Annotated in this window: 22 protein-coding genes; 2 read left to right on the forward strand and 20 right to left on the reverse strand. The window is 64.9% G+C overall.

From position 1 onward, the window contains the following. Position 1: 1 nt before the first annotated feature. The 6 genes from MGMSRV2_RS06070 to MGMSRV2_RS06095 all read right to left on the reverse strand — a co-directional run bounded on the left by MGMSRV2_RS06070 (position 2) and on the right by MGMSRV2_RS06095 (position 6,588). On the reverse strand, positions 2-1,138 hold the full coding sequence (locus MGMSRV2_RS06070) for an FIST signal transduction protein (protein ID WP_024079476.1): 1,137 nt from the start codon (positions 1,136-1,138) through the stop codon (positions 2-4). 102 nt (positions 1,139-1,240) lie between these two features. Beyond that, positions 1,241-1,969, reverse strand: coding sequence for an ATP-binding protein (locus MGMSRV2_RS06075; RefSeq protein WP_024079477.1), 729 nt, complete (start codon positions 1,967-1,969; stop codon positions 1,241-1,243). A gap of 10 nt (positions 1,970-1,979) precedes the next feature. After that, entirely contained in the window at positions 1,980-2,627 is a 648-nt protein-coding gene (locus MGMSRV2_RS06080; protein ID WP_024079478.1) for an STAS domain-containing protein, read from the reverse strand. Positions 2,628-2,644: 17 nt separating this feature from the next. Continuing rightward, complete coding sequence (locus MGMSRV2_RS06085) at positions 2,645-3,937, reverse strand: PP2C family protein-serine/threonine phosphatase (protein WP_024079479.1); 1,293 nt, start codon at positions 3,935-3,937, stop codon at positions 2,645-2,647. Positions 3,938-4,068: 131 nt separating this feature from the next. Beyond that, on the reverse strand, positions 4,069-4,503 hold the full coding sequence (locus MGMSRV2_RS06090) for a response regulator (RefSeq protein ID WP_024079480.1): 435 nt from the start codon (positions 4,501-4,503) through the stop codon (positions 4,069-4,071). A 6-nt stretch (positions 4,504-4,509) separates the two neighbouring features. Continuing rightward, entirely contained in the window at positions 4,510-6,588 is a 2,079-nt protein-coding gene (locus MGMSRV2_RS06095) for a sensor histidine kinase (protein WP_144084273.1), read from the reverse strand. A gap of 214 nt (positions 6,589-6,802) precedes the next feature. On the opposite strand from MGMSRV2_RS06095, the gene MGMSRV2_RS06100 reads away from it, so the two are divergent. Then, entirely contained in the window at positions 6,803-7,486 is a 684-nt protein-coding gene (locus MGMSRV2_RS06100) for an ABC transporter substrate-binding protein (protein WP_242410722.1), read from the forward strand. Here MGMSRV2_RS06100 and MGMSRV2_RS06105 read toward each other — a convergent pair whose 3' ends face one another. Together MGMSRV2_RS06105 and MGMSRV2_RS06110 are read right to left on the reverse strand one after the other, a co-directional pair. Then, a complete protein-coding gene (locus MGMSRV2_RS06105) occupies positions 7,487-8,248 on the reverse strand; it encodes a DODA-type extradiol aromatic ring-opening family dioxygenase (RefSeq protein ID WP_024079483.1) in 762 nt (253 codons plus the stop codon). Positions 8,249-8,250: 2 nt separating this feature from the next. Beyond that, positions 8,251-8,724 carry a DoxX family protein gene (locus MGMSRV2_RS06110; protein ID WP_024079484.1) on the reverse strand — a complete coding sequence of 158 codons (474 nt, stop codon included), beginning with the start codon at positions 8,722-8,724 and terminating at the stop codon, positions 8,251-8,253. Positions 8,725-8,828: 104 nt separating this feature from the next. Between MGMSRV2_RS06110 and MGMSRV2_RS06115 the strand changes: the two genes are divergently transcribed. Further along, the gene (locus tag MGMSRV2_RS06115) at positions 8,829-9,728 is read left to right on the forward strand and encodes a LysR family transcriptional regulator (protein WP_024079485.1); all 900 of its coding nucleotides are present in this window, start codon (positions 8,829-8,831) and stop codon (positions 9,726-9,728) included. On the opposite strand, the gene MGMSRV2_RS06120 is transcribed toward MGMSRV2_RS06115, so the two are convergent. Genes MGMSRV2_RS06120 through MGMSRV2_RS06175 form a run of 12 tightly spaced genes read right to left on the reverse strand, consistent with a single transcriptional unit; the run spans position 9,725 to position 21,017 of the window. Beyond that, positions 9,725-10,957, reverse strand: a complete 1,233-nt coding sequence (locus MGMSRV2_RS06120; protein ID WP_024079486.1) for a beta-ketoacyl-ACP synthase — start codon at positions 10,955-10,957, stop codon at positions 9,725-9,727. The two genes, MGMSRV2_RS06115 and MGMSRV2_RS06120, sit on opposite strands and share 4 nt — an antisense overlap. After that, positions 10,957-11,673, reverse strand: a complete 717-nt coding sequence (locus MGMSRV2_RS06125; protein ID WP_024079487.1) for a 3-ketoacyl-ACP reductase FabG2 — start codon at positions 11,671-11,673, stop codon at positions 10,957-10,959. The genes MGMSRV2_RS06120 and MGMSRV2_RS06125 overlap by 1 nt, the downstream gene beginning before the upstream one ends. Further along, positions 11,666-12,124, reverse strand: coding sequence for a hotdog family protein (locus tag MGMSRV2_RS06130; protein ID WP_024079488.1), 459 nt, complete (start codon positions 12,122-12,124; stop codon positions 11,666-11,668). Before MGMSRV2_RS06130 ends, MGMSRV2_RS06125 begins: the two co-directional genes overlap by 8 nt. Further along, entirely contained in the window at positions 12,121-13,287 is a 1,167-nt protein-coding gene (locus MGMSRV2_RS06135; RefSeq protein WP_024079489.1) for a beta-ketoacyl-ACP synthase, read from the reverse strand. Before MGMSRV2_RS06135 ends, MGMSRV2_RS06130 begins: the two co-directional genes overlap by 4 nt. Further along, entirely contained in the window at positions 13,284-13,877 is a 594-nt protein-coding gene (locus tag MGMSRV2_RS06140) for a DUF3261 domain-containing protein (protein WP_024079490.1), read from the reverse strand. The genes MGMSRV2_RS06135 and MGMSRV2_RS06140 overlap by 4 nt, the downstream gene beginning before the upstream one ends. Beyond that, positions 13,870-16,182: an MMPL family transporter gene (locus MGMSRV2_RS22155; protein WP_024079491.1), complete on the reverse strand. Its 2,313-nt coding sequence runs from the start codon at positions 16,180-16,182 to the stop codon at positions 13,870-13,872. The genes MGMSRV2_RS06140 and MGMSRV2_RS22155 overlap by 8 nt, the downstream gene beginning before the upstream one ends. Then, on the reverse strand, positions 16,179-16,760 hold the full coding sequence (locus tag MGMSRV2_RS06150; protein ID WP_024079492.1) for a LolA family protein: 582 nt from the start codon (positions 16,758-16,760) through the stop codon (positions 16,179-16,181). Before MGMSRV2_RS06150 ends, MGMSRV2_RS22155 begins: the two co-directional genes overlap by 4 nt. After that, entirely contained in the window at positions 16,757-17,164 is a 408-nt protein-coding gene (locus MGMSRV2_RS06155) for an acyl-CoA thioesterase (protein ID WP_024079493.1), read from the reverse strand. Before MGMSRV2_RS06155 ends, MGMSRV2_RS06150 begins: the two co-directional genes overlap by 4 nt. After that, positions 17,151-18,827 (reverse strand): glycosyltransferase family 2 protein, encoded by a 1,677-nt coding sequence (locus tag MGMSRV2_RS06160; protein WP_024079494.1) that lies wholly within the window; start codon positions 18,825-18,827, stop codon positions 17,151-17,153. Before MGMSRV2_RS06160 ends, MGMSRV2_RS06155 begins: the two co-directional genes overlap by 14 nt. Beyond that, positions 18,824-19,165: a 3-hydroxyacyl-ACP dehydratase FabZ family protein gene (locus MGMSRV2_RS06165; RefSeq protein ID WP_024079495.1), complete on the reverse strand. Its 342-nt coding sequence runs from the start codon at positions 19,163-19,165 to the stop codon at positions 18,824-18,826. Before MGMSRV2_RS06165 ends, MGMSRV2_RS06160 begins: the two co-directional genes overlap by 4 nt. Further along, positions 19,162-20,469, reverse strand: coding sequence for an AMP-binding protein (locus MGMSRV2_RS06170; protein WP_024079496.1), 1,308 nt, complete (start codon positions 20,467-20,469; stop codon positions 19,162-19,164). Before MGMSRV2_RS06170 ends, MGMSRV2_RS06165 begins: the two co-directional genes overlap by 4 nt. Beyond that, on the reverse strand, positions 20,466-21,017 hold the full coding sequence (locus MGMSRV2_RS06175; protein WP_052588881.1) for a COG4648 family protein: 552 nt from the start codon (positions 21,015-21,017) through the stop codon (positions 20,466-20,468). Before MGMSRV2_RS06175 ends, MGMSRV2_RS06170 begins: the two co-directional genes overlap by 4 nt. Position 21,018: the final 1 nt, after the last annotated feature.

Here is a 21,018-nt window from a genome sequence, read left to right on the forward strand (position 1 = left end):
CTCAGGCCTCCGCGATGAAGGTCACGGTCATCGTCTGATTGTGCAGCTTGCACTCGGTGGTCGAGGAAAACGGCGCGATCTCGCCATAGGAATAAAAACCGGTCAGCGGCAACTGACGCCCCAGGACATGGGACACCACCTCGACCTCTTCGTCGACGGCATCGCCCATGACCAGCTTGCGCCCGACGCAACTGACCAAAATACCCAAGCCGCCATTGGCGCCGCCAAGCCCATCGCGGGCCAGACGAGCGGCGGTTTCGGCACCGTCGATCAGGCCTTCATTGTTGGCATGCATCAGGCGCAGATAGCCCTCGCCGTCGATGTCGCCGGCCAGGATCAGCGACCCGGCTTGCTCGTCCACCCCCAAGATAGTGCGGATCAGACCAATGGAGCGATGGTCGGCATCGAGCATCTCGAACGGGAAAAGCAGACCCGAGGCCGGCAGATCCTTAGCGTATTCGCCCAGATATTCCTTGTACAGATCGAGGGCCGGCTGATCGTCCAGACGGTACAGGATGTTGCCTTCGCTCTTGGTCACCTTGCGCGGCGGACCGAACGGCTGCCAACCGCCGAAGCTGCCGTGACTGACCCGCACATCGTCGCCATAAAGACCAATGGCGACCACGCCGTCGGCATCCATGCCATCGGGGGTCACGGTCAGGGTACCGGTGAAGGCGCCGCCGTCGCCGGCCAAGCCGCCGGAAACCGGTACACTGACCCCCACCTTATCGATCAGGCCGCTGATCAGGGCGCTGCCGTTGATGCCCACGCCCTTGCCGAAAACCAGCACCGCCCGCAGATCGGGAGCCGCCAATTCCGCCCCCAGCTTGGCGCCGATGGCGTCCGACTGGTCCATGGCGGTAACCCGCCCGGTGGCAGCCTTGACCCGGGTGCGGTCGAACTTGACGGCGGTGACCACCGCCGTGTTGTCGGACATGCCCTGATTGGTGATTTCACCGGCGGTGGAACAGCCGGCCAGAAGCGCGGCGGGAAAAGCCTGGCGCAGAACATCGAAGGCGTCGGGGGATTGCAGATGGCCAAGGGCGGCGAAGATCAATACCAAATCCGGCTGCAAGGCCCGAAGACCGTCCAGGTGCTGCGCCTGCAACGCGGAAATCTGAATTTGCCTGACATCCATATTGTCCATCCCCCCATGCCAATGGTTGACATTACCCTAGCTTAACATCGGTATGGCAACAGGATATTTGGACAAATTAAATATGCTGTGAATAAAGCCGGTTCACCCTGTGCGTAAGAACCGCATGGTCAGGGTGCGTCCGCCATTACTGCCTTCGATCTGGCTGCTGACTTTGCGGATCAGCCCCAAACCGCGCCCACTTTTAGCGGCCACATCCACCGGTTTTTTCAATTCATGATCGATATCGAAACCATCGCCGTCATCGGTGACGGAAATGCTGATGCCCGCTCCTGCCAAAGGAACAGCGGTGACCGTCACCCGCCGGGAAGCCAAGGTGGGATCGGCCAAGCGCTGGGCCAGGCGGGTATTGAACTCGACCAGACCGGCCAGACTGTGACGCAGATCGCTTTGCAAGCCCAGATTGCCATGGATGATGGAATTCCCCAGTGCCTCGGCCAGGGCCAGTTCGACCATCATATCGCCGATGGCCGGCGCGATCTTGCGCACCGCCGCGCAAAACACCTGGGCCGGATCGGACGACAACATGCTGGTGGTGCAGGCCGACAGGCACAGGCCGCCCTGGGCCACAGCTTCGACCGCTTCCGCCGTCAGCGGACAAACCGCGTCATCGGCGCGATATTCGATGAAGCCACGCAAGCCACCGGTAAAACCATTCTCGATCAGCGAAATGGGGGCCATCAACACGCATGGCGCCGGAATATCCAGAAACTCCACGTGGGGACAGGCATCCACCCCCAACTTGCCGGCGCGATAGGCCAGACTGGCCGGAACCTCGCCACCTTCGAACAGGATCACCGGGCGCGACGTCATGGCGCGAGTCCTACACTTCGACCATGAAATCAAGCGCCGACAGACTGAGCAATTGGGCCACCGGACCGCGCGGATTGCGCAAGACCAACTCCATGTTGCGGCTCTCGGCTTCCTCTCGCGCGATCATGATCATGGACAGACCGGCGGAATCCATGAATTCCAGTTCATGCAGGTCCAACACCATGCGAGGACCACCGGCCCCCAACAGGGTTTCGATAATTTCCTGGAAATTGCCGTGTTCGGCAAACACCAACCGCCCGGAAAAGCCGGCACAAGGCGAGCCGTCGGCGGCATCGGGCAAACGGCGGAAACCGATGCCGCCGCGCCGCGCCGGCACCGGCTGATGGGCGATCGGCTTGCTCAGGTGCAGCACAGCCTCCAGATTGGCCAACTCGAATACACGGGCGACATTGCCGCGCGGATTGAGCAGATGCAGGCGAACCCCCGCCGCCGCCGCCTGTTCGTTGGCCAGCAGGAACAGGCCGATCCCGAATGAATCCACGTTCTCCAATTCGGACAGATCGACAGCGACAATCTGGCCGGTCGGGCCATTGGCCGCATTCAGGATGGGGGAGAAGGCATCCTTGTCGCGAAACGACAAGCTGCCCTTCAGGCTGAAGCGCAATCCATCCGTCTGAGCAAAGGTCTGTATATCCACCTTAAATCCCCCAGCCCTTATGGCCAATCCAAATAAATGACGGTCAAATCGTCCTCGATGGGTGGCCGGGCCCATGCGTAGAACTGGTCGAGCAAGCGATCGACCGACAGCCCCCGGCCATCGCCGGAACAATCCTGAACCATGTCCAGCAGGCCATCATTTCCCAACATCTTGTCGTCCGCCCCCTGGGCTTCAACCAGGGCATCGCTGTAGATCAGCAGACAGGACCCACGCGGAAAGGCGGTCCGGTGATTTTCATGCGCCGGCTTGGCCGACAACCCCAGCGGCACGCCGCGCGTATCGAGAAACTCGCGGCGGCCACCGCGAAACAGAATGGGCGGCGGCGTCCCCGCCCCGGCCCAGGTCAACTCGGAATTGGCGAAATCGATGATTCCGGCGAACATGGTGGCGAATTGCCCGCGCCCCAGCAATTGGCGCAACGACAGCGCCAGCATGTTCAGCAAGGCCGCCGGATCGCCCAGATAGCTGCGATGTTCGTCGATCAGGGTATGCAGACGGAACACGTTGAGGGCGGCACCGATGCCATGACCGGAAAAGTCGAAGGCGGTCAGGGAAAGACGGCCGTCCCCCAGATCGTGACACCCCCACAGATCGCCGCCGATGCCCGAGCACGGCTCGAAATAGGAATGCAGGCGAATTCCTTGCTTTTCCAAGACCGGATTCAAACGGTCGGGGCGCGGCAGCAGGTCGAACTGCATGGTCCGCGCCACCACCATTTCCTCTTGCACTCTTTGCTGCTCGTGGGCCAGTTGCTCGGACAAGTGTTCGCGTTCGATCTGCGAATTCATGCGGGTGATGGCGTACAAAATGGCACGCTCCACCGCCCGGCCCGGATCATCGCTCTTGACCAGATAATCCTGTGCCCCCACCTCCAGCGCCCGCGACGCCAGCGACGGATCGTCAAGCCCGGTCATCACCACCACCGGCATGCGCGGCGCCACCTGCAACACCTTGGTCACCGTGTCCAACCCGCTGGAATCCGGCAAGGACAGGTCCAACAACACCACATCCATGACCTCGCGCCCCAGATGGTCGCGGGCATCGGCCAGGGTCGCCACATGCGAGACGGCAAAGCGGGTGGACCGGCATTCACGCAAGGCGATCATCACCAGCATGGCGTCACCGGGCTGGTCCTCGACCAGCAGCACGCGCAAGACCTTGGTCTTGACCTTGGCGCCGCCGCCCGCCTGGTCCCCCTGGTCCGCCGCGGGAATTTCCACCGCCTTACCCCAATGGGGAAGCGGTGCGATCTTCACCAATCCGGAAACGTTCTTTTCCCCTTCAGGCATTCGCGCAGCGCCCCCAGTCCATGCGACCCCAACACCTCATGGCTCATACTTTAGATTATGAGATTGAATATACTTATGGTCAGGGGTAAATGAAAGTCAAACAGCCTGTAGCCAGGGGAACAACCCCCTCGTCATTGCGGCAAGCGGACAATGCTGAACCAGTAATCGCCGACCGCCTTGATGGAATCGATGAACTGGTCGATATCCACCGGCTTGGTGATGAAGCTGTTGGCCCCCAATTCGTACGAGGTCTCGATATCCGCCTCGACATCAGAGGTGGTCAGGACCACCACCGGGATCTTGTGCAAAGCCTCGTCCCCGCGCATGGCCGCCAGCACCTCGCGTCCGCTCATGCGCGGCATGTTCAGATCCAGCAGCACCAGATGCGGAGTGGGCGCGTCGGCGTGTATCCCCTGCCGACGCAGAAAGGCCATGGCCTCGACCCCGTCGTTCACGTGATGCAGCTTGCACAATATCCTTGCTTGCGCCAGGGCCGCCTTGGTCAGGCCGGCATCGCCCGGATCGTCTTCGACAAGCAGGATGTCGAAAGTCTGTGAATGAGGCACGAACAGTTACTCCGTCGCTTCGGGTAAGGTGAAGGTCAGAGTAGTTCCGCTGACACCATCGGAATGGGCGCTGATGCGTCCGCCCAAAGTTTCCACCAATTTGCGCGCGATTGCCAGCCCGACGCCATTACCGCGAAACTGTTCGCGCCCATGCAGACGTTCGAACACGCCGAATACTTTTTCCAGAAATTCCGGCGGGATGCCCATGCCGTTATCGCTGAAGTCGAAGCGCCAGAAGCCGTCGTCCTGCCGCCTGGCCTCGACCGTGACCCGCAAGGGCCGGTCGGGGTGGCGGAACAAAATGGAATTGTCGATGAGGACGGCAAAAAGGTCGGCCAGGCGCCGGGGTGGCACCTGAACCCGCGGCAACGCCGACGACGACATTTCAGCCCCGTCGATCCCGACCGACCGATTGACCCATTCCTTGTCCAACACCATTTCAGCCTCGGCGTTACCGCCGACCATGGCCAAGCGGTCCATGGCCAGATAAAGCTGAACGTCGCGCAGCAGATCCTTCAGCCGGCTGCCGGCCCTGGTCAGAAAATCCAGGTTGCCGCGCAGTTCCAGGTCGGCATTTTCGTCCAAGGCACGGGAAATCATCTGCGAATACAAGACGATATGGCGCGCCGGCTCTTGCAGATGATGAGCCAGGATGAAGGAAAACCGTTCCAGCTCGGCGCTGTAGCGTTCGATACGGTCATAAGCCTGACGCAGCGAAACGCGATTTTGTTCCTGTTCGGTGATGTCGCGCTGGATGGCGACGAAATGGGTCAACCCCCCGGTGATGGCGTGAACCGCCGAAACCGTCATGTCGTTCCAGAACAGGCTGCCGTCGGCACGGTAATTGCGCAACACAACATGCACTGAACCGCCGGTTTCCAGAGCTGTGCGCAGGCGCGCCAGATCGGGCTGATCGTAGTCGTCGCGGTGCAGAAAACGAGCATTGGTCCCCACCACGTCGGCGGCCTTGTAGCCGGTCATGCTCTCAAAGGCGGGGTTGACGTAAACCAGCGGGAAATCAGGTTGGGTGGCGTCGGCGATGGCGACGCCGTTGCTGACTGTCTGCAACACCTGCTCGCTTAGGACCAAGGTGGCTTCGGTGCGGGCGCGCAGGATCAACGACCGGGTCAGGATGGCGGTCAGGACCAGCAGCCCCAGGCCCAGGCCGCCCACCGGCCACAGCAACGGCAATGACGCGTCCCGCCACAGGGACAGAACGTCATCGCGCGACAGACCGACGGAAATCACCACCGGCCAATTGGCGGTGGTGCGATAGCTGGTGATGCGCTCGGTGCCGTCGGTATCGGTCAGCAGGAAGGTGCCGAACTCGGACTTTTTCAGCTGCTCGGCGAACAATGTATCACCGGCATGGTCGGCGGCGGCGAAACCGCCGTCATCCTCGTCGCCGGCCAGCAAGGTACCGTCATAACGCCACATGCGCAGCCGGGCACTGGGCGGCAGATCCAGGCTGGTGAACATGTCGTTGAAGTGAAGCGGGTTGACCGCCGCCACCAACAGGGCGTCGCCTTGACCGCTTCGGGATTTCAGTACCCGGAAAAACGGGATGAAATGGTGAATATGGGGTGCCCCCGCCGGCCCCAGCATGCGCCCCGGTTGGCGGGTGCCGATCAAAGTCCCGCGCAACCCGCTGTCGGCCTGGGCGAAATAAGGTCGGGCATCCCATTGGGCGGTCAGCCGCCGGTCGCCGCTGTCGCCGAGGATACGACCATCGGCGGCGATCAGGGCCAGTTGACGGATATGGGGCATGAACGCCAGCAGACGGCGCAATTGCCCGTCGGCATCAGCGGGATTGGCCGGCCAGGAGTTTTCCTCGAACTGGGTGGCGGTGGCCAGCAGCAGCACATCCACCGACTGCACCGTACGCGCCACCGAACCGGTCACCGCCTGGGCGATGGTATGGGACGAATGTTCCGCCGCCTGCAACGCCATCAGGCGGGAATTGCGCATGGAGACCAGCAGCACGGCGGTCAGGCCCAAGACCGCCAACACACCGAACACCGCGACCATGACGATCAGACGGTTGGAATAAAGCCGCGTCACCGCGCCCATGGGGCGGCGGAGCAAGCCTCCGGTCTCGGATGCTATCAGCGGACTCAATCTTATCCCCCAAAAGTGATATATCTTGCCGCTGGATTATTGACGGAGCAACGCCATGCGTAAAGCATGCCTTTTGACAGCCCTGGTTTGTACCACACTTTTTTGTGGCACGATCCTCTCTCAAGCTCAGGCGCAAACCGCTTCGCGCCTGGATCGGATCAAGTCCGCCGGCAAGGTTCGCGTGTGCATCTGGCCCGACTATTACTCCATCACCTACCGCAACACCCGCACCGGCGCCCTGGAAGGCATCGACATCGAATTGGCGCGGGAACTGGCCGCCGATCTGGGCGTGAAGGTGGAATTCGTCGATTCGTCGTTCAAGACCCTGATCGCCGACCTGACCGAGGATAAATGCGACGTCAGCATGCATGGTATCGGCATCACTCCGGCGCGGCAGGAAAAGCTGGATTTCAGCCGTCCGCATCTGCGCAGCGGTATCTATGCCATCACCACCAAGACCAATCCGGCGGTCGCCACCTGGGCCGACATCGACAAGCCCGGAATCGTCGTCGCCGCCCAGGCCGGTACCTACATGGTTGACGTGATGAAGGCCGAGTTGAAGCAAGCCAGCCTGAACGTGGTCGCCACCCCGGAAGCCCGCGAACAGGAAGTGATGAGCGGACGCGCCGATCTGTTCATGACCGACTACCCTTACAGTCGCAAGATGCTGGCTCGCCACGATTGGGCCAAATTGCTGGCGCCGCCGACGCCGCTGGCTCCCACCGCCTATGCCTATGCAATGGCCAAGGGCGATCGCCTTTGGCGCGACACCGTCGACGGCTTCGTCGAACGGGCGAAAAAGGATGGGCGCCTGTTGAAGGCGGCTACGAACAACGGCCTGGAAGCCATTGTCGATAAAGACTAACTACTCCCAGCCATAGGCATCCATGGCGATCACCCCGTGCTCCACCGACCGGTGCAGAACCGCCCCCTTAGCGGAGGCGGCGCCGGCGGCGACGAACAGCGGCAACAGATGTTCGTCGGTGGGGTGATTGTCCATGGCATGGGGGGCCAGACAGCGATATTGCGTCAGATCGTCCTGGCGCCCCTGTGTCACCGCCGCGGCCAGCCAGTCGGTGAAGGCGGTGACCCAGGGCAAGGCCGTTTCGTCGCGCTCGCGTCCGGCATAGGCGGCGAGATTATGGGTCGCGGCACCGCTGCCCAGGATCAGCACGCCTTGGTCGGTCAGGGGCTGCAAACAGCGGCCCAGTTGGAAATGTGCTTCGGGGCCAAGGCGGCGCCCCAGCGACAGCGGCACCACCGGCACATCCGCCTCGGGCCACAGCAATTTCATCACCGTCCACAGGCCATGATCCAGCCCTCGGCGCGGATCAAGACGGGCGCCGGTCAGCTCCGCCACCCGTACCGCCAAGGCGGCATCACCGGGGGCGGCATAGGTCATGGCGTAAAGCGGCGGCGGAAAGCCGAAAAAGTCGTGGATGGTTTCCGGCATGGCGGCGGCGCCGACGGCAAAACCATCGGTGCGCCAATGGCCCGAAATCGCCACCACCGCCTTGGGGCGCACCATGGTGCGCCCCAGTTCCATGAGAAAATGACTGGCCGGAGACGCTTCCAGGGCGATCATGGGCGAGCCATGAGAGACGAACAGCGACTTCAGCCCGGCCATGATCAGATTTCCTTGCCGATGATGGCGTCGACGGAATAACGCCCGCCGCCCTTGACCGCGTAGCCCAAGGTGACCACCGCCCACAGCAGCGGATATTCAAAACCGCCGGCACTCCAGAAGAACCCCGCCCCCAGATGCACCTGCAAGGCGGCGACCAGCAACAAGCCGGTGGCCAGGGCCGCCGCCGGGCGGGTGAACAGGCCCAGGGCCAGGGCCAGACCGCCGAAGAACTCGATCAGACCGGCGGCCAAAGCGACACCCGCCGGCAGACCCAGCTTGGTCTGGAAGAACTGGTCGGTGGCCGACAGGCCGTAACCGCCGAACCAGCCGAACAACTTTTGCGCCCCGTGGGGGACCAGGAACAGACCGGCGACCACGCGTACCAGCGGATCGGCCAAGGGCGACAGGGCAGCATAAACCGGGGCCAAGGCGGGAATGACCGGGGCGGAAGCAGAACGAAGGATATGGGTATTCATCGGGGCTCTCCAAACTGGACAATTAAGCTGTGACGAAGATGCCGCTTTGCCGATCAATCAACAATTATGTATATTTTTGACATATCGTTGCATGAAACAGGACAATGATGGACCAGTTCGCCGCCCTGACCGCCTTTGTCCAGACCGTGGAATGCGGCGGTTTCACCCAGGCCGCCCGCCGCCTGGGCCAGTCGAAATCGCTGATCAGCCGCCAGGTGGCCCAGTTGGAAGCGCAATTGGGGGCGCGGCTACTGCAACGCACCACCCGTAAGCTGTCCACCACCGAGGCTGGCCAAGCCTATTATCAGCGCGCCCAACGCATCCTGGCCGATCTGGCCGAAGCATCGGCGGAAATCGGCCAGTTGCAATCCATGCCGCGCGGCAAGCTGCGCATCAGCGCGCCCATGTCGTTCGGGGTGCTGCATCTGACTCCGGCCCTGCCCCGCTTTCTCGAATCATGCCCGGAATTGGAAATGGATCTGGCTTTGACCGACCGTTTCGTCGATCTGGTGGAGGAAGGTTTCGACGTCGCCGTACGCATCGGTCGGCTGGCTGATTCCAGCCTGATCGTCCGCCGCATCACCCCGATCCGCCGGGTGTTGTGCGCCAGTCCGGCCTATCTGGCCCGCTGCGGACACCCGCAACGCCCCGCCGATCTGGCTCACCATGCCTGTTTGGGGCACCTGGAAATGGGATCGTCGGAATGGCGTTTCCTTACCGCCGATAATGGGTTGGAAACCGTTCGCGTATCGTGTCGGTTCCGCGCCGGCAATGGCGAGGCGCTGCGCACCATGGCCCTGGCCGGGCTGGGCTTCGTCTATCTGCCCAGCTTCTTCATCGGCGCCGATCTGCGCGCCGGCACCCTGGTATCGGTGCTGGATCAGTACGTCCCCCAGGACAGCGCCCTGTACGGCGCCTATCCCCATGGCCGCCATCTGTCGGCCAAGGTCAGGGTGTTCCTGGACTTTCTACAAACCGCCTTCGGCTCGGCGCCTTGGGATTAGGGCGTACTGGCGGCCAGGATCAGCGAGGTGTTGATGCCGCCGAAGGCAAAGTTGTTGCTCATCAGATAGCGGGGTTTGGTCAGGCGCGGCTGGCCGCGCACGTAATCGAGCGCGGCGCAACGCGGGTCGACATTGTCCAGATTGGCGATGGGGCAAAACCAGCCGTCACGCATCATCTCGATGCCCAACCAGGCCTCGATGCCGCCGCAGGCGCCGAGCGAATGGCCGAAATAGCTTTTCAGCGAATGCACCGGCACGCTGTCGCCGAACAAAGCCGCCGTCGCCTGACTTTCGGCGATGTCGCCCCATTCGGTGGCGGTGCCGTGGCCGCTGACGAAACCGATATCGGCGGGACTCAACCCGGCATCGTCCAAGGCCATGCGCAAGGCCTGCTCCATGGTCGAGGCCTGCGGCTGGGTCACATGGTTGCCGTCGGAATTGGTGCCGAAGCCGACCACTTCGGCATAAATCTCGGCACCACGGGCGCGGGCGTGCTCCCATTCCTCCAAGATCAGGGTGCCGGCGCCCTCGCCGATCACCAAGCCGTCACGGTCACGGTCGAATGGACGCGGGGTCGCCTCGGGCGTGTCGTTGCGCACAGAGGTGGCGAACAAGGTATCGAAAACGGCGGCGTCGGTGATGTCCAGTTCCTCGGCCCCGCCGGCGATCATCACCTCGGCTTTGCCCCAGCGGATGGCCTCGGCGGCATAACCGATGGCCTGACTGCCCGAGGTGCAGGCGCTGGATGACGGGATCATCCGCCCGGTCAGGCCGAAGAACAGGCCGATATTGACCAGGGCGGAATGGCTCATCATCTGGATATAGGTGGTGGCGTTCAGATGGCGCGACACCCCGCTCATCTTCAATTCAAAGAATCCCAGCACCGAATCGGGCGAACCGAACGACGAGCCATAGGCCGCCCCCGCCCGCCCGCTGGTCAGCACCGGGGCGCCCAGCAATCCGGCATGATCCAAGGCCCGTTCCGACGCCGACACCGCCATGGTGGCGACCCGGCCCATGGTGCGGGCCTTCTTGCGCGGCCAATGGGCGGGGGTGGCGAAATCCAGAACCGGTGCCGCCAGACGGGTATTGACGCTTTCAAAGCGGTCCCATTGGGGCCGCATGTCACGGATGCCGGTCCGGCCCTGGGCCATGGCCGCCTTGATGGTCGGCCAGTCGTGGCCCAAGGCGGTGATGCCGGCCATGCCGGTGACGGCGACGCGGCGCATCACACCATCCCCCCATTGACGGAAATCACCTGCCGGGTGACATAGCCAGCATCGGCGGAGCACAGGAACGATACCACCCCCGCCACCTCGGCCGGTTTGCCCAAGCGGCGCATGGGTACCATCTTCAACACCTCGTCCATGGGCAGATCGGCGACCATCTGGGTCTCGACCACGCCGGGAGCGACGCAATTGACGGTGATGGAGCGTTTGGCCAGTTCCAGCGCCAAGGCCTTGGTGGCGCCGATGATGCCGGCCTTGGCGGCGGAATAATTGACCTGACCGCGATTGCCCACCAGCCCCGACACCGACGACAAGGTGACGATGCGCCCGCCCCTTCGCGCCTGCACCATGGGCATGACCACGGGCCGCAACACGTTGTAGAACCCGTCCATGTTGGTCCCCAGCACATCGTCCCAATCGTCGTCGGTCATGGCCGGAAAGGCCGCGTCGCGGGCGATGCCGGCATTGAGCACCACGCCCCAATAGGCGCCGTGTTCGGCCATGTCGGCTTCCAGCTTGGCCTTGGTGCCGTCGCGGTCGGCGATGTCGAACTGCAACAGCCGCGCCTGGGTGCCGATGGCATCGGCGACCCGGGCGGCGCCGTCACGGTCGGAATGATAATGGACGACGACATTGAAGCCGTCGCGGCCCAGCCGCTCGGCGATTGCCGCACCGATGCCCTTACTGGCCCCGGTCACCAGAATGGTGTCAGCCATGTTCCCCCCTTAAGCGCGCCAAGGCCGTTTCCTGGTCCGGCGGTTGATACAGACTTAACTGCGCGGCGGCGGCCTCGGCCCCCGCCAGCAGGATGCGGCAGTCATAGACGCCCATGCCGTCATCGTTGAACACCCGATGCACCAGCACATCCAGCACCGCGCCGGGCGGAAACCAGGACAGATGTGCCACATAGGACCGGGTGCCGAGCAGGAAACCCAGGCGCACGCCCGTGCCCGCCTGCCGGGCCAAGGCCCCCACATGGACGCCGCAGGCCTGGGCCATCATCTCCATGCCCACATGGGCGGCAACCCCCTGGGGCCGCAGGAACGGATGGTCGGGCCGGATGTCGGCCTGCACATGGGCATTGTCCTGGTCGAAGGACAGCAAGCGGTCGACCAGCACCATGGGCGGGCGATGCGGCAACAGGTCGGTCATGGTCCATGCGGTCATGACGTCCGCCCCAGCACCAGGGCGCAATTGCTGCCGCCAAAGGCGAAGGACGAACTGAGCCCGGCCACCGGCCCGATGGCCGGCAGGGTTTCACCGCCTTGCACCAGATGGATGGGCGGCATCTCCGGATCCAGGCTGCCGTCGCCGGCCTGGGGCGGCAACAGGCCCGCTGGGTTCCACCCGGACGACAGGGTCAGCCACAGCAAGGCGGCTTCCACCGCCCCGGCGGCGCCCAGGGTGTGACCGGTCAACGCCTTGGTCGAACTGCACGGAACATGCGGGCCGAACAATGCGTTGACGGCGCGCGCCTCCATGGCGTCGTTCAGTTGGGTGGCGGTGCCGTGCAGGTTGACATAGGCGATCTGGTCAGGGCGCAGCCCGGCATCGGCCAAGGCCGCTTCCATGGTTTCCCGCGCGCCGCGCCCGTCAGGTTCGGGGGCGCTGAGGTGATGGGCATCGGATCGTTCGCCCACACCCAAAAGGGCGATTTCCGCTGGATCGGGGCTCAGCAGGAACAGCGCCCCGCCCTCGCCGATGGTGATGCCGCGCCGCTGGGCGGAAAACGGCAAACACGGTTGCGGCGACACCGCCCCCAGGGCGGAAAAGCCGGCGACCGTCAGGCCGCACAAGGTATCGGCGCCGCCGACAATGGCGGCATCGGCCAGCCCCTGACGGATCAGCCGCCGGGCCGAGGCGAACACCTTGGCGCTGGACGAACAGGCGGTGCCGACCACATAGGCCGGTCCGGTCAGCCCCAGATTGTCGGCGATGAAACTGGCGGCGCTGCCGGTTTCCTGCTGGCTGTAATGGAAACCGTCGGGCCACGATCCGGTGTTCAGCCGACGGGCCAGCGCCGCTTCGCCCTCGGCGATGCCCGAGGTGCTGGTGCCCACCACCACGGCGATGCGGTCGCGGCCATAACGGGCGATGGCCTTGGCCAAGGGTTCGGCCATTTCCGCCAGCAACCAAGCCAGCAGCCGGTTGTTGCGGCTGTCGCCCGGCTGATTTGGCTCTTCCGGCAGATGCCCCAGCGGCACCGGATCGCCGGCCCGCTGGATCAGGCCGCCCCGGTCGCCGGCCAGCAGGCCACGCATATTGGACTCCTTGCCCAGGCCCAGACAGGTGGCCACCGCCATGGCCGGCAGGTACAGGAGCGCGCTCATGACGGCAACCGGCTGGAAACGACGTGGATGCGGTACTCCCACACCCGGTTGTGCAAGGTGACGCTGCCATTCCACGGATCGGCATCGCCGCTGATCTCGACCATTACGGCGCCATCGCGGCGCAAGGACCGGCTGGTGCCGTCCGCCTCGACCGAGGCGCCGTCCACATGGGTGCGCAACACCTCCACCGGCCAATACATCAGCATGATGTCGGCCAGCATGTTGGCCGGCGGCGGCAGGCTGGCGGGCAGCCACGACGCCTTGTCCACCTCAAGCGATCCGTTGCCCCAACGGATGGTCATGGCCCGCCGGCCCATACCGTCGGTGGTCACCAGGATCAGGCGGTCCGCATTCACCGACAACCGTCCTTCAAAGGTGAAGCCGTCGCCGCCGTGACTGGCGGTGACCAATTGTGCCGCCTCGACGGTTTCGCCCAGCGAGGCCGGATCGGGCAGGCGCAGGCTGACCTGGGGGGCAAGGACCACCGGCCCGCCCGCAGGCGGCTGCAGGCTACAGGCGGCCAACAGGCCGACCAGGATCAGGGAAAGGAGATGGCGCACCATGATGGGGGCAGCATATACATCAATCATGGTGAGCCTGCCAATTGCATGCGCGTTTTGGCCGTACCCGCCCGGCCAGGGGCGCCAGCAAGGCCGACAGCACGATACCGGTCAGCATGACGGCGCCGAACGAGCGCACGCCCTGCACGCCGCTGAAGGCCAACAGGCCGAAGGACAAAACCGTGGTCAGCGTCGCCAGCAAGGTGGCCAGGATGGTCAGCGGATCGCGGCCCTGGCCGCTTTCGGCGCAAAAAACGGCATAATCGACACCGACCGAGGCCACCAGAATCAAAGCCATGGCGGCGAAAAAGGTAAAGGGCTGACCAACCAGCGCCAGCAAAAGCGGGGTCAGCAAGATTGCGGCCAGGGGCGGCACCATCACCCACAATCCGCCCGTGACGCCATAGCGCCACATCAGCAAGGGCAGCATCAGCACCAGGGATATGGCCAACAGCCACAAGGCCCGCTGGCGGTACTGGCCCAGCAAAGTCCCCATATCGGCGACCGGATCGATGAAGCTGATTCCGTCCAGACCATTGGCGGCGTCGCGCAACTTGGCCAGATCGGTGGCATTGTCGAGCGCGACCAGATGCATTCCCGGCGCCAGCACCAGCCCCGACAGCACCGGCATGGCCCCGGTGGCCATCACCTGCTCCAATTCCAGCATCTCCGACGCCACCGGGGCCAAGGCCATGGGCAGACCGATGGCGGCGGACAGCTCGGCCAAGGGTGCCCCGTCCAGATGCTGCCCCGTCAACCGGATGTTGTCGACCTGCCGCTGGACCGAGGGGACGAAACGGGCGGGCGAGCGCCAATCGGCCAGCGCGCCTTGCCGGCGCAACTCCGCCAGCCGCTCGCCCAGGGCTTCTTCCTGGCGCAGCGCCGTCTGGGTGTCGCCAGCACGGACCAGATAGAATTGCCCCGCCCCGGCAAAGCCGGCCATGGCCTGCAATTGCGCCTGTTCGGCGGCCAGCGCCGGGTCCAGCGCCTGTTGCCGGCGCACATCGTCGTCAACCCGCAAGCGGGCGGCCCCCAACAGGGCCAGGGCCACCAGCCCCAGCAGCAGCAACCGGCGTCCCTGGTTGTCCCACAGAGCCCAAAAACCACGCCCCAGACGACCAAGCAGCGGCGGCAGCGGGCGGCAGCGCGAGCGATCGAGCAGCGGAAACCACAAAACGACGGCGGCAAAGGCGGCGATCAGACCAAAACCGGAAAACGCCGCCACCTGACGCAGGCCCGGTAACGGCGCCAGGGCCATGGCGCCATAGCCGATCAAGGTGGTCAGCAGGCCCAGGATCAGACCGGTACCCACATGGCGCAGCCGCTGGTGCGGCTCACCCTCGGCGAAGAGGCGGGCGAAGTAATGCAGGCTGTAATCGACGGTGATCCCGATCAGGCTGGCACCGAAAATAGCGGCGGTAACGTGCAGGAAGCCGAAGACCAGCAAGGTCGCCGACACCGCCACCAGCAGGCCCGAGGCGATGGCCAGCAAACTCAGCAGCAACGGCGACAGCGAGCGGAACACCACAAGCAGCAGCAGCACGGTGCCGATGGTCGAGATCACACCGATGAACGAGGTTTCGGCCATGGCCTGGGCCGCCCCGGCCTGGGCATAGAACACCGCCCCCAGCCGCAGCAGACGCAGGCCCGGCGCCTGCGCTGCCGCCAGTTGGGCGGCCTTGGCGTAGCCATCGACAAAGGCCTGTTGGTCGGACAGGCCATAGGCCCGACCGGTCAGCCGACCACTGACCAGTACCCAGGTGATGCCGTCGGTGGTGACGCTGGGCCAACCGTCAACCAGCGTCAACCGGCTGGCCGGCACCGGCAACGATGTCATGAAGGCCGGCAGCAGCAGAAACGGATCATTGGTCAGCAAGCGGGCATCGGCCATGCCGCCGATGCCGAACACCTGGGACAAGGTGCGGTCGGCCAAGGCCTGGGGATTGCCGTCCACCAGCGCCTGACGGTCGGCGGGCGCCAGCAATCCGGCCCGGTGCGGATGGTAAAGCCCGCCCAATTGGCGCAAGGCCTGGGCCGATGGCACGTCGCCGGCATCGGCCAGCAGGCCTTGCCCCATCAGGCTGTCACGCAGGGTTTGGGCGGCACCGAAGGCGGCCGCCGGGTCGGCGTGACCAGCCAGGACAGCGACCCGGCCCGACACCTGGGCGGCCATGTGGTCCTTGGCCCGCTGCACCATGGGTTGGCGTTCCTCTGCCGGCAGCAGGGCCAGCAGGTCGCTTTGCAGCGGCAGACCGCGCCACGCGGTCAGGCCCACATGGATGCCAGCGGCCAGCACCACAGCCAGCCAGAGCAGGGCGAACAGGCGCTGTTTCATCGCAGACCGGCGAAGGCCGCGGCTTCATCCGCCGTCAACGGCCCCGGATCGATGCTTTGGCGGCTGAACACCAGATGGTCGCGGTCGCCGTCGGGCTTTTCCACCTCGACCTCGTCGACGAAGGCGCCGATGCGGGCGCGGATGGCTTTGATCGGCTGGGCCATATCGGCGCGGCGCGGCACCAAGGTGACGGCGTCGCCCTGGCGGCTGACCACGAACTCGCCTTCCAACGCCCGCCAATCGCCGGCCATGGCCCCGGCCATCACCTCGTGCAGACGGGCCAGAAACGGCGCCTTGGTCGCCGACAGCCGCATGGTTTCCTTGCCGCCCAGACTTTGCGCCATGCCCGCCGGAGTGATGACGGTAAGGACGGCGAAGGGCTTGTCGCCCTGCCAGATCAACCCTTGACCAGGGGCGAGGACGAAGCGCCCCTCGGAGCGCACAGGCTGGGCGAAACCGGCCAAAAAGCGTTCCTGGGTGAAATGACCGCGCAGGATTTCTCCCGGTTTCAGGCTGACGGGGTCAGCCTGTACTGATAACGGCCACAGCAGGGCGAAAAGGGCGAGCAGACGGATCACAGCAGCCCCCGGACCCGGTCGGTCAAGGCCGCAGGCGATTCCAGGCACAATTCCATGGTTTCGGCCAACACCGCCACCTGAATGGTCTCGGCCTTGGTCAGGGTCTCGCCGCTGGCGTGATCCAACACCCGATACTCGATGCGCAAGCGGTTTTCGTATTCGCGCAAGCTGGCGATCACCCGCAATTCCTGGCCGAACCGGGCCGGACGCACGTATTTCAGCCGCATGTCGACGATGGGCCACATATAGCCGGACTGGGCCATTTCCGTGTAATTATAGCCGATCTTGTCGAGCAGGGCGCAGCGCGCTTGCTCGAGAAAACGGGCATAATTGCCGTGCCAGACCACCTGCATGGGGTCGAGGTCGTAGAATTGCACCTTCAAGGTGGTTTCAGCCGAGATCACCGCGTCGCGCCCCCTGCGCCCAGAAATCGAAGAAGTTGTACCATTGATAGGGATCACGCCGGCACTGGCTTTCCAGCCGCGCCGCATAGGCCTGGACCAGTTGCCGCAAGGCTTCCGCCCGCCGCCCGCGCGGCAGTTCCACCCGGTCGGCGAAGCGTTCCAGCACCATGGACCACTCACCTGCCCCGGTGCGGCGGCAAAACAGCAGATGCACCGGACATTCCAGCAAAGCCGCCAGAACCCATGGCCCAACCGAGAATTCCGCCGTCTCGCCCAGGAACGCGGCCTCGACCACCCGGCCTTGCGACAGCACCGGCACGCGGTCGCCGGCGATGGCGATCCATTCGCCCCGCTCCACCCGTTCCTGCAAGGCGATGGCGGTATCGGGGCCAAGGTCGGTGACCTGGATCAGCCGCAGGGCCGCCTCGGGGTTGAAGCGGCGCAGCACGGCGTTGAAGTTCTCGGCGTGGCGGGTATGGACCAGCACGGTCAGGCGCCCGCGAAGCGCCGGGTCCATCAGGGCGCGGGCCAGCTCGGCATTGCCGTGATGGCACACCACCAACACCGCGCCCTTAGGCTCGGCTGCGGCGGCGGCCAGGGTGTCGGGGTTTTCCACCCGCAAGGCTTCGGCGGGCAGCCGCCCCGACCAGGCGGCGATGGTATCGACGGCGCGGATGGCGAAATCCAGGGCATGGCGATAACAGTCCCAGGCCCGGGGCTGACGCTTCAGCACCCGGCCCAAAAATTGGCGCGAGGCCAGACGTTGCTCGGCCCCGGTCAGGTGAAAATAGCCGACCACCGGGGCCAACAGGGCCAGACAGGCGCCACGGCCCAGATGGGCGTAAACCCAGGCGGTCAGCCACAAGCCCCAGGCGGCGCCGCGTTCGGCCAGACCGGCCCAATGGGACGGTGCCGTGCCGATGGCCGGTGGACGATGGCGCAGGATGGACGGCAGGCGGGCCAGCATGGTCAGCACCAGCCTGGTATGCATCCAGGAAATGCGCAGATTGTCGCGCCAGATGTCGAAATTCGAGGTATTGCCGGGCGGATAGGTCACCCGCACCGGCACCATGATCGGAGCGATGCCGCGCCAGAACAGCCGCACCATGATATCGGTGTCGAAATCCATGCGCGCGCCCACTTTTTCACGCGCCAGCAAATCCAGGCACGGCGCCAGCGGATAGACGCGAAAGCCGCACATGCTGTCGGTGATGCGCAGCGACAGGGTTTCGACGAACACCCAGACATGGGTGAACCAGCGACCGATGCGCCGCGCCCTGGGCATGCTGTCATCATAAATCGGGGCGCCGCTGACCAATGCTGTCGGATGGGCGCGGGCCTGCTCCAGCAGCGCTGGCAACGCCGCCAGATCATGCTGGCCGTCGGCATCCACCTGCACCGCATGGCTGAACCCCTGGGCATGCAGCAGCCGGAAACCATCGCTCACCGCCGCCCCCTTGCCGCCGTTGAAAGGGCGCCGGTGGACGATGACGCCGCCATCCGGGTCATGCAAGGCCGCGATGGCGGCGGCGGCTGTCTCGTCGCTGCCGTCATCGACGATCAGTACCGGCAGGCCCAAGGCGCGCAAGCCGGCCACCACTTGCGGCAAGGCCAGATGATGATTGCGGCTGGGCACCAGGGCGCAAGGGTTGAAGCCGGTCATGACGCCACCGCCAGCGAACCGTTGGAACAAAGGGCGCCGTCACGGCGGTATTCAAAGCCCAACCGCCCCTTGGCCCGGTCGTGGCGCAACACCAAGGTCACCTGATCGCCGGGGAAAAGCCCTGCCTTGTACTTGACCTGAAAGCGGTCGGTGTATTGGGCGGCAAGCCCCAGATGGCGCCCGGCCAACAGCAAGGCCCAATCCAGTTGCACCACCCCGGGCAGCAGCGGCAAATGGGGAAAATGGCCCTGAAACCACAGCAAATCCGGGTCCAGGTACAAATCCAGCGCGATACCGCCATCCATGGCGCGGCTGTTGATCAGGGTCGGTTCGATCATGATGCCCCCACGTCAAACAAGGCGGCCACCGCGCTTTCGGTGCGCTTGCCCATGGCGTTGCACGGCACTTCATCGACGAAGCGCCACAGACGCGGGCGCGCCATGGGTTCCAGTTGTCCGGCCAACCCGGCCCGCAAGCGCCGGCCAAAACGGAAGGCACCCCATTGCGCCAGCTCGGCCCGGCCCAGAAGGCTGAGCACCACCGCCGCCGCCAGTTGGTCGCGCCCGGCATTGACCTTGATGACCACGGCATCGGCCACCTGCGGTAGGGTGCGCAAGGCGGCTTCCACCGCCGCCACCCCGATCCGCTTGCCTTCGATCTTGACCACCCGGTCGGCGCGACCCAACAGGTGAAAGCGGCCATCGGGCAAGATGTCCACCGCATCGGCCCCGGTGTGAACGCCCGCCCCCCACGGTGAGGTCAGCATCAGCAATCCATCGGCATCGGCGGTGACCACATTGCCCGGCAGGACCGACCATGGCGCACTGGCCACGGCAGGGCGGGCGGCGATGGCCCCGGTCTCGGTGCTGCCGAACACTTCCATGGGGCGCAAGCCGAACACGCTTTCGGCCTCGTCCGCTGCACGCATAGGCAAGGCCGCCCCCGCCGACAGCAGCAACGCCGGCCTGGGCATGGCGCCCAGCCCACCTAAACGGCTGAGATGGGCCGGGCTCGAGATCAGCACGTCGCCGTCTTGCATCTCGGCCTCTACACTTTCCCAGTACTGGTGCGAAGACGAGAAAAAGCCGCGCCCGCACAGCAACGGCCACAACAGCTTGAACACCAGCCCATAGATATGCTGATGCGGCACGGTGGCGTGGTGAAAGCCCCAGCCCACCCCTGGCCACAAGGCATGCAAGGCGGCCACTTCGGCCTGCAATTGATCCAGCCGGCGCTCGACCCGCTTGGGCTGGGCGGTGCTGCCCGAGGTGAAGAACGCGATGACGATGTCGCCGATCGGGGCGGTCATTGCCTCACTGCCCTCGGCCAGGACCGGCATCATGCCGGCGCCGTCGCCGGCCAGCACATCCCAGGCGCCCGACAGATCGTGCAGCAGACCGGGTTGATCCGCCGGCGGCAGCACCACGGTGCAGCCGGCCCGCGCCGCCGCCAGCAGGCCGATCAGCAGCAGGTGACCGTCGGCGCACCACAACCCCAGCCGCGTCACCCCTTGGGCCCGCAACCGCCCGGCCAGCGAGGCGGAATGCTGAAGCACCCAGCCCCAGGCAATGGCTTGACCATCATGACGGGCGATGACGGCATCAGCCGAACGGGGGCCAGCCAGGGGAATGCAGGCCGTCATGCCGCCCGCCTTTTCACCCGTTGGCGCACCAGCCATTCCCCCGCGAACAACAACCCCATCAGCCCATAGGAAATCAATCCGGTATAAAGCGCCCATAGCCCCCTGTCGGCCCACAGGGCCAAGGCCAGGGCGATCAGGGCGTTGACGGTCAGGAACACGCACCACACCAGCGACACGACCCGCATATAAGCGATGGCGACCGGCGACGGGTCGGGCTCGGTGATACTGGCGAAGACCTGGACCAGCGATGGCGGCGCCCGCAACGACCAGCCGAAGGCGGCGGCGAAGGCCAAATTCATCATGACCGGATAGGCCAAGGCGGCCACCTGGGCGTCCATCAGCCCCAACACGATGGTGCCGGTAAAGGCCAGCCCCAGCGGCACCGCCAGGGTGCGGGCGATGGCGGTGCCGCGCAACGCCATGAAGCGCAGGCCGAGCAACACCAGCACCAGCAGGACGAATGCCCCCGGCGGTACCCGCCCCATGACGGCATGGACGACGAACGGATAGGCCATGCCGGCCCCGGCCAACAGGGCCGAGACCAGCATG

It is taken from the genome of Magnetospirillum gryphiswaldense MSR-1 v2 (assembly GCF_000513295.1).
Classification (GTDB): Bacteria; Pseudomonadota; Alphaproteobacteria; order Rhodospirillales; family Magnetospirillaceae; genus Magnetospirillum; species Magnetospirillum gryphiswaldense.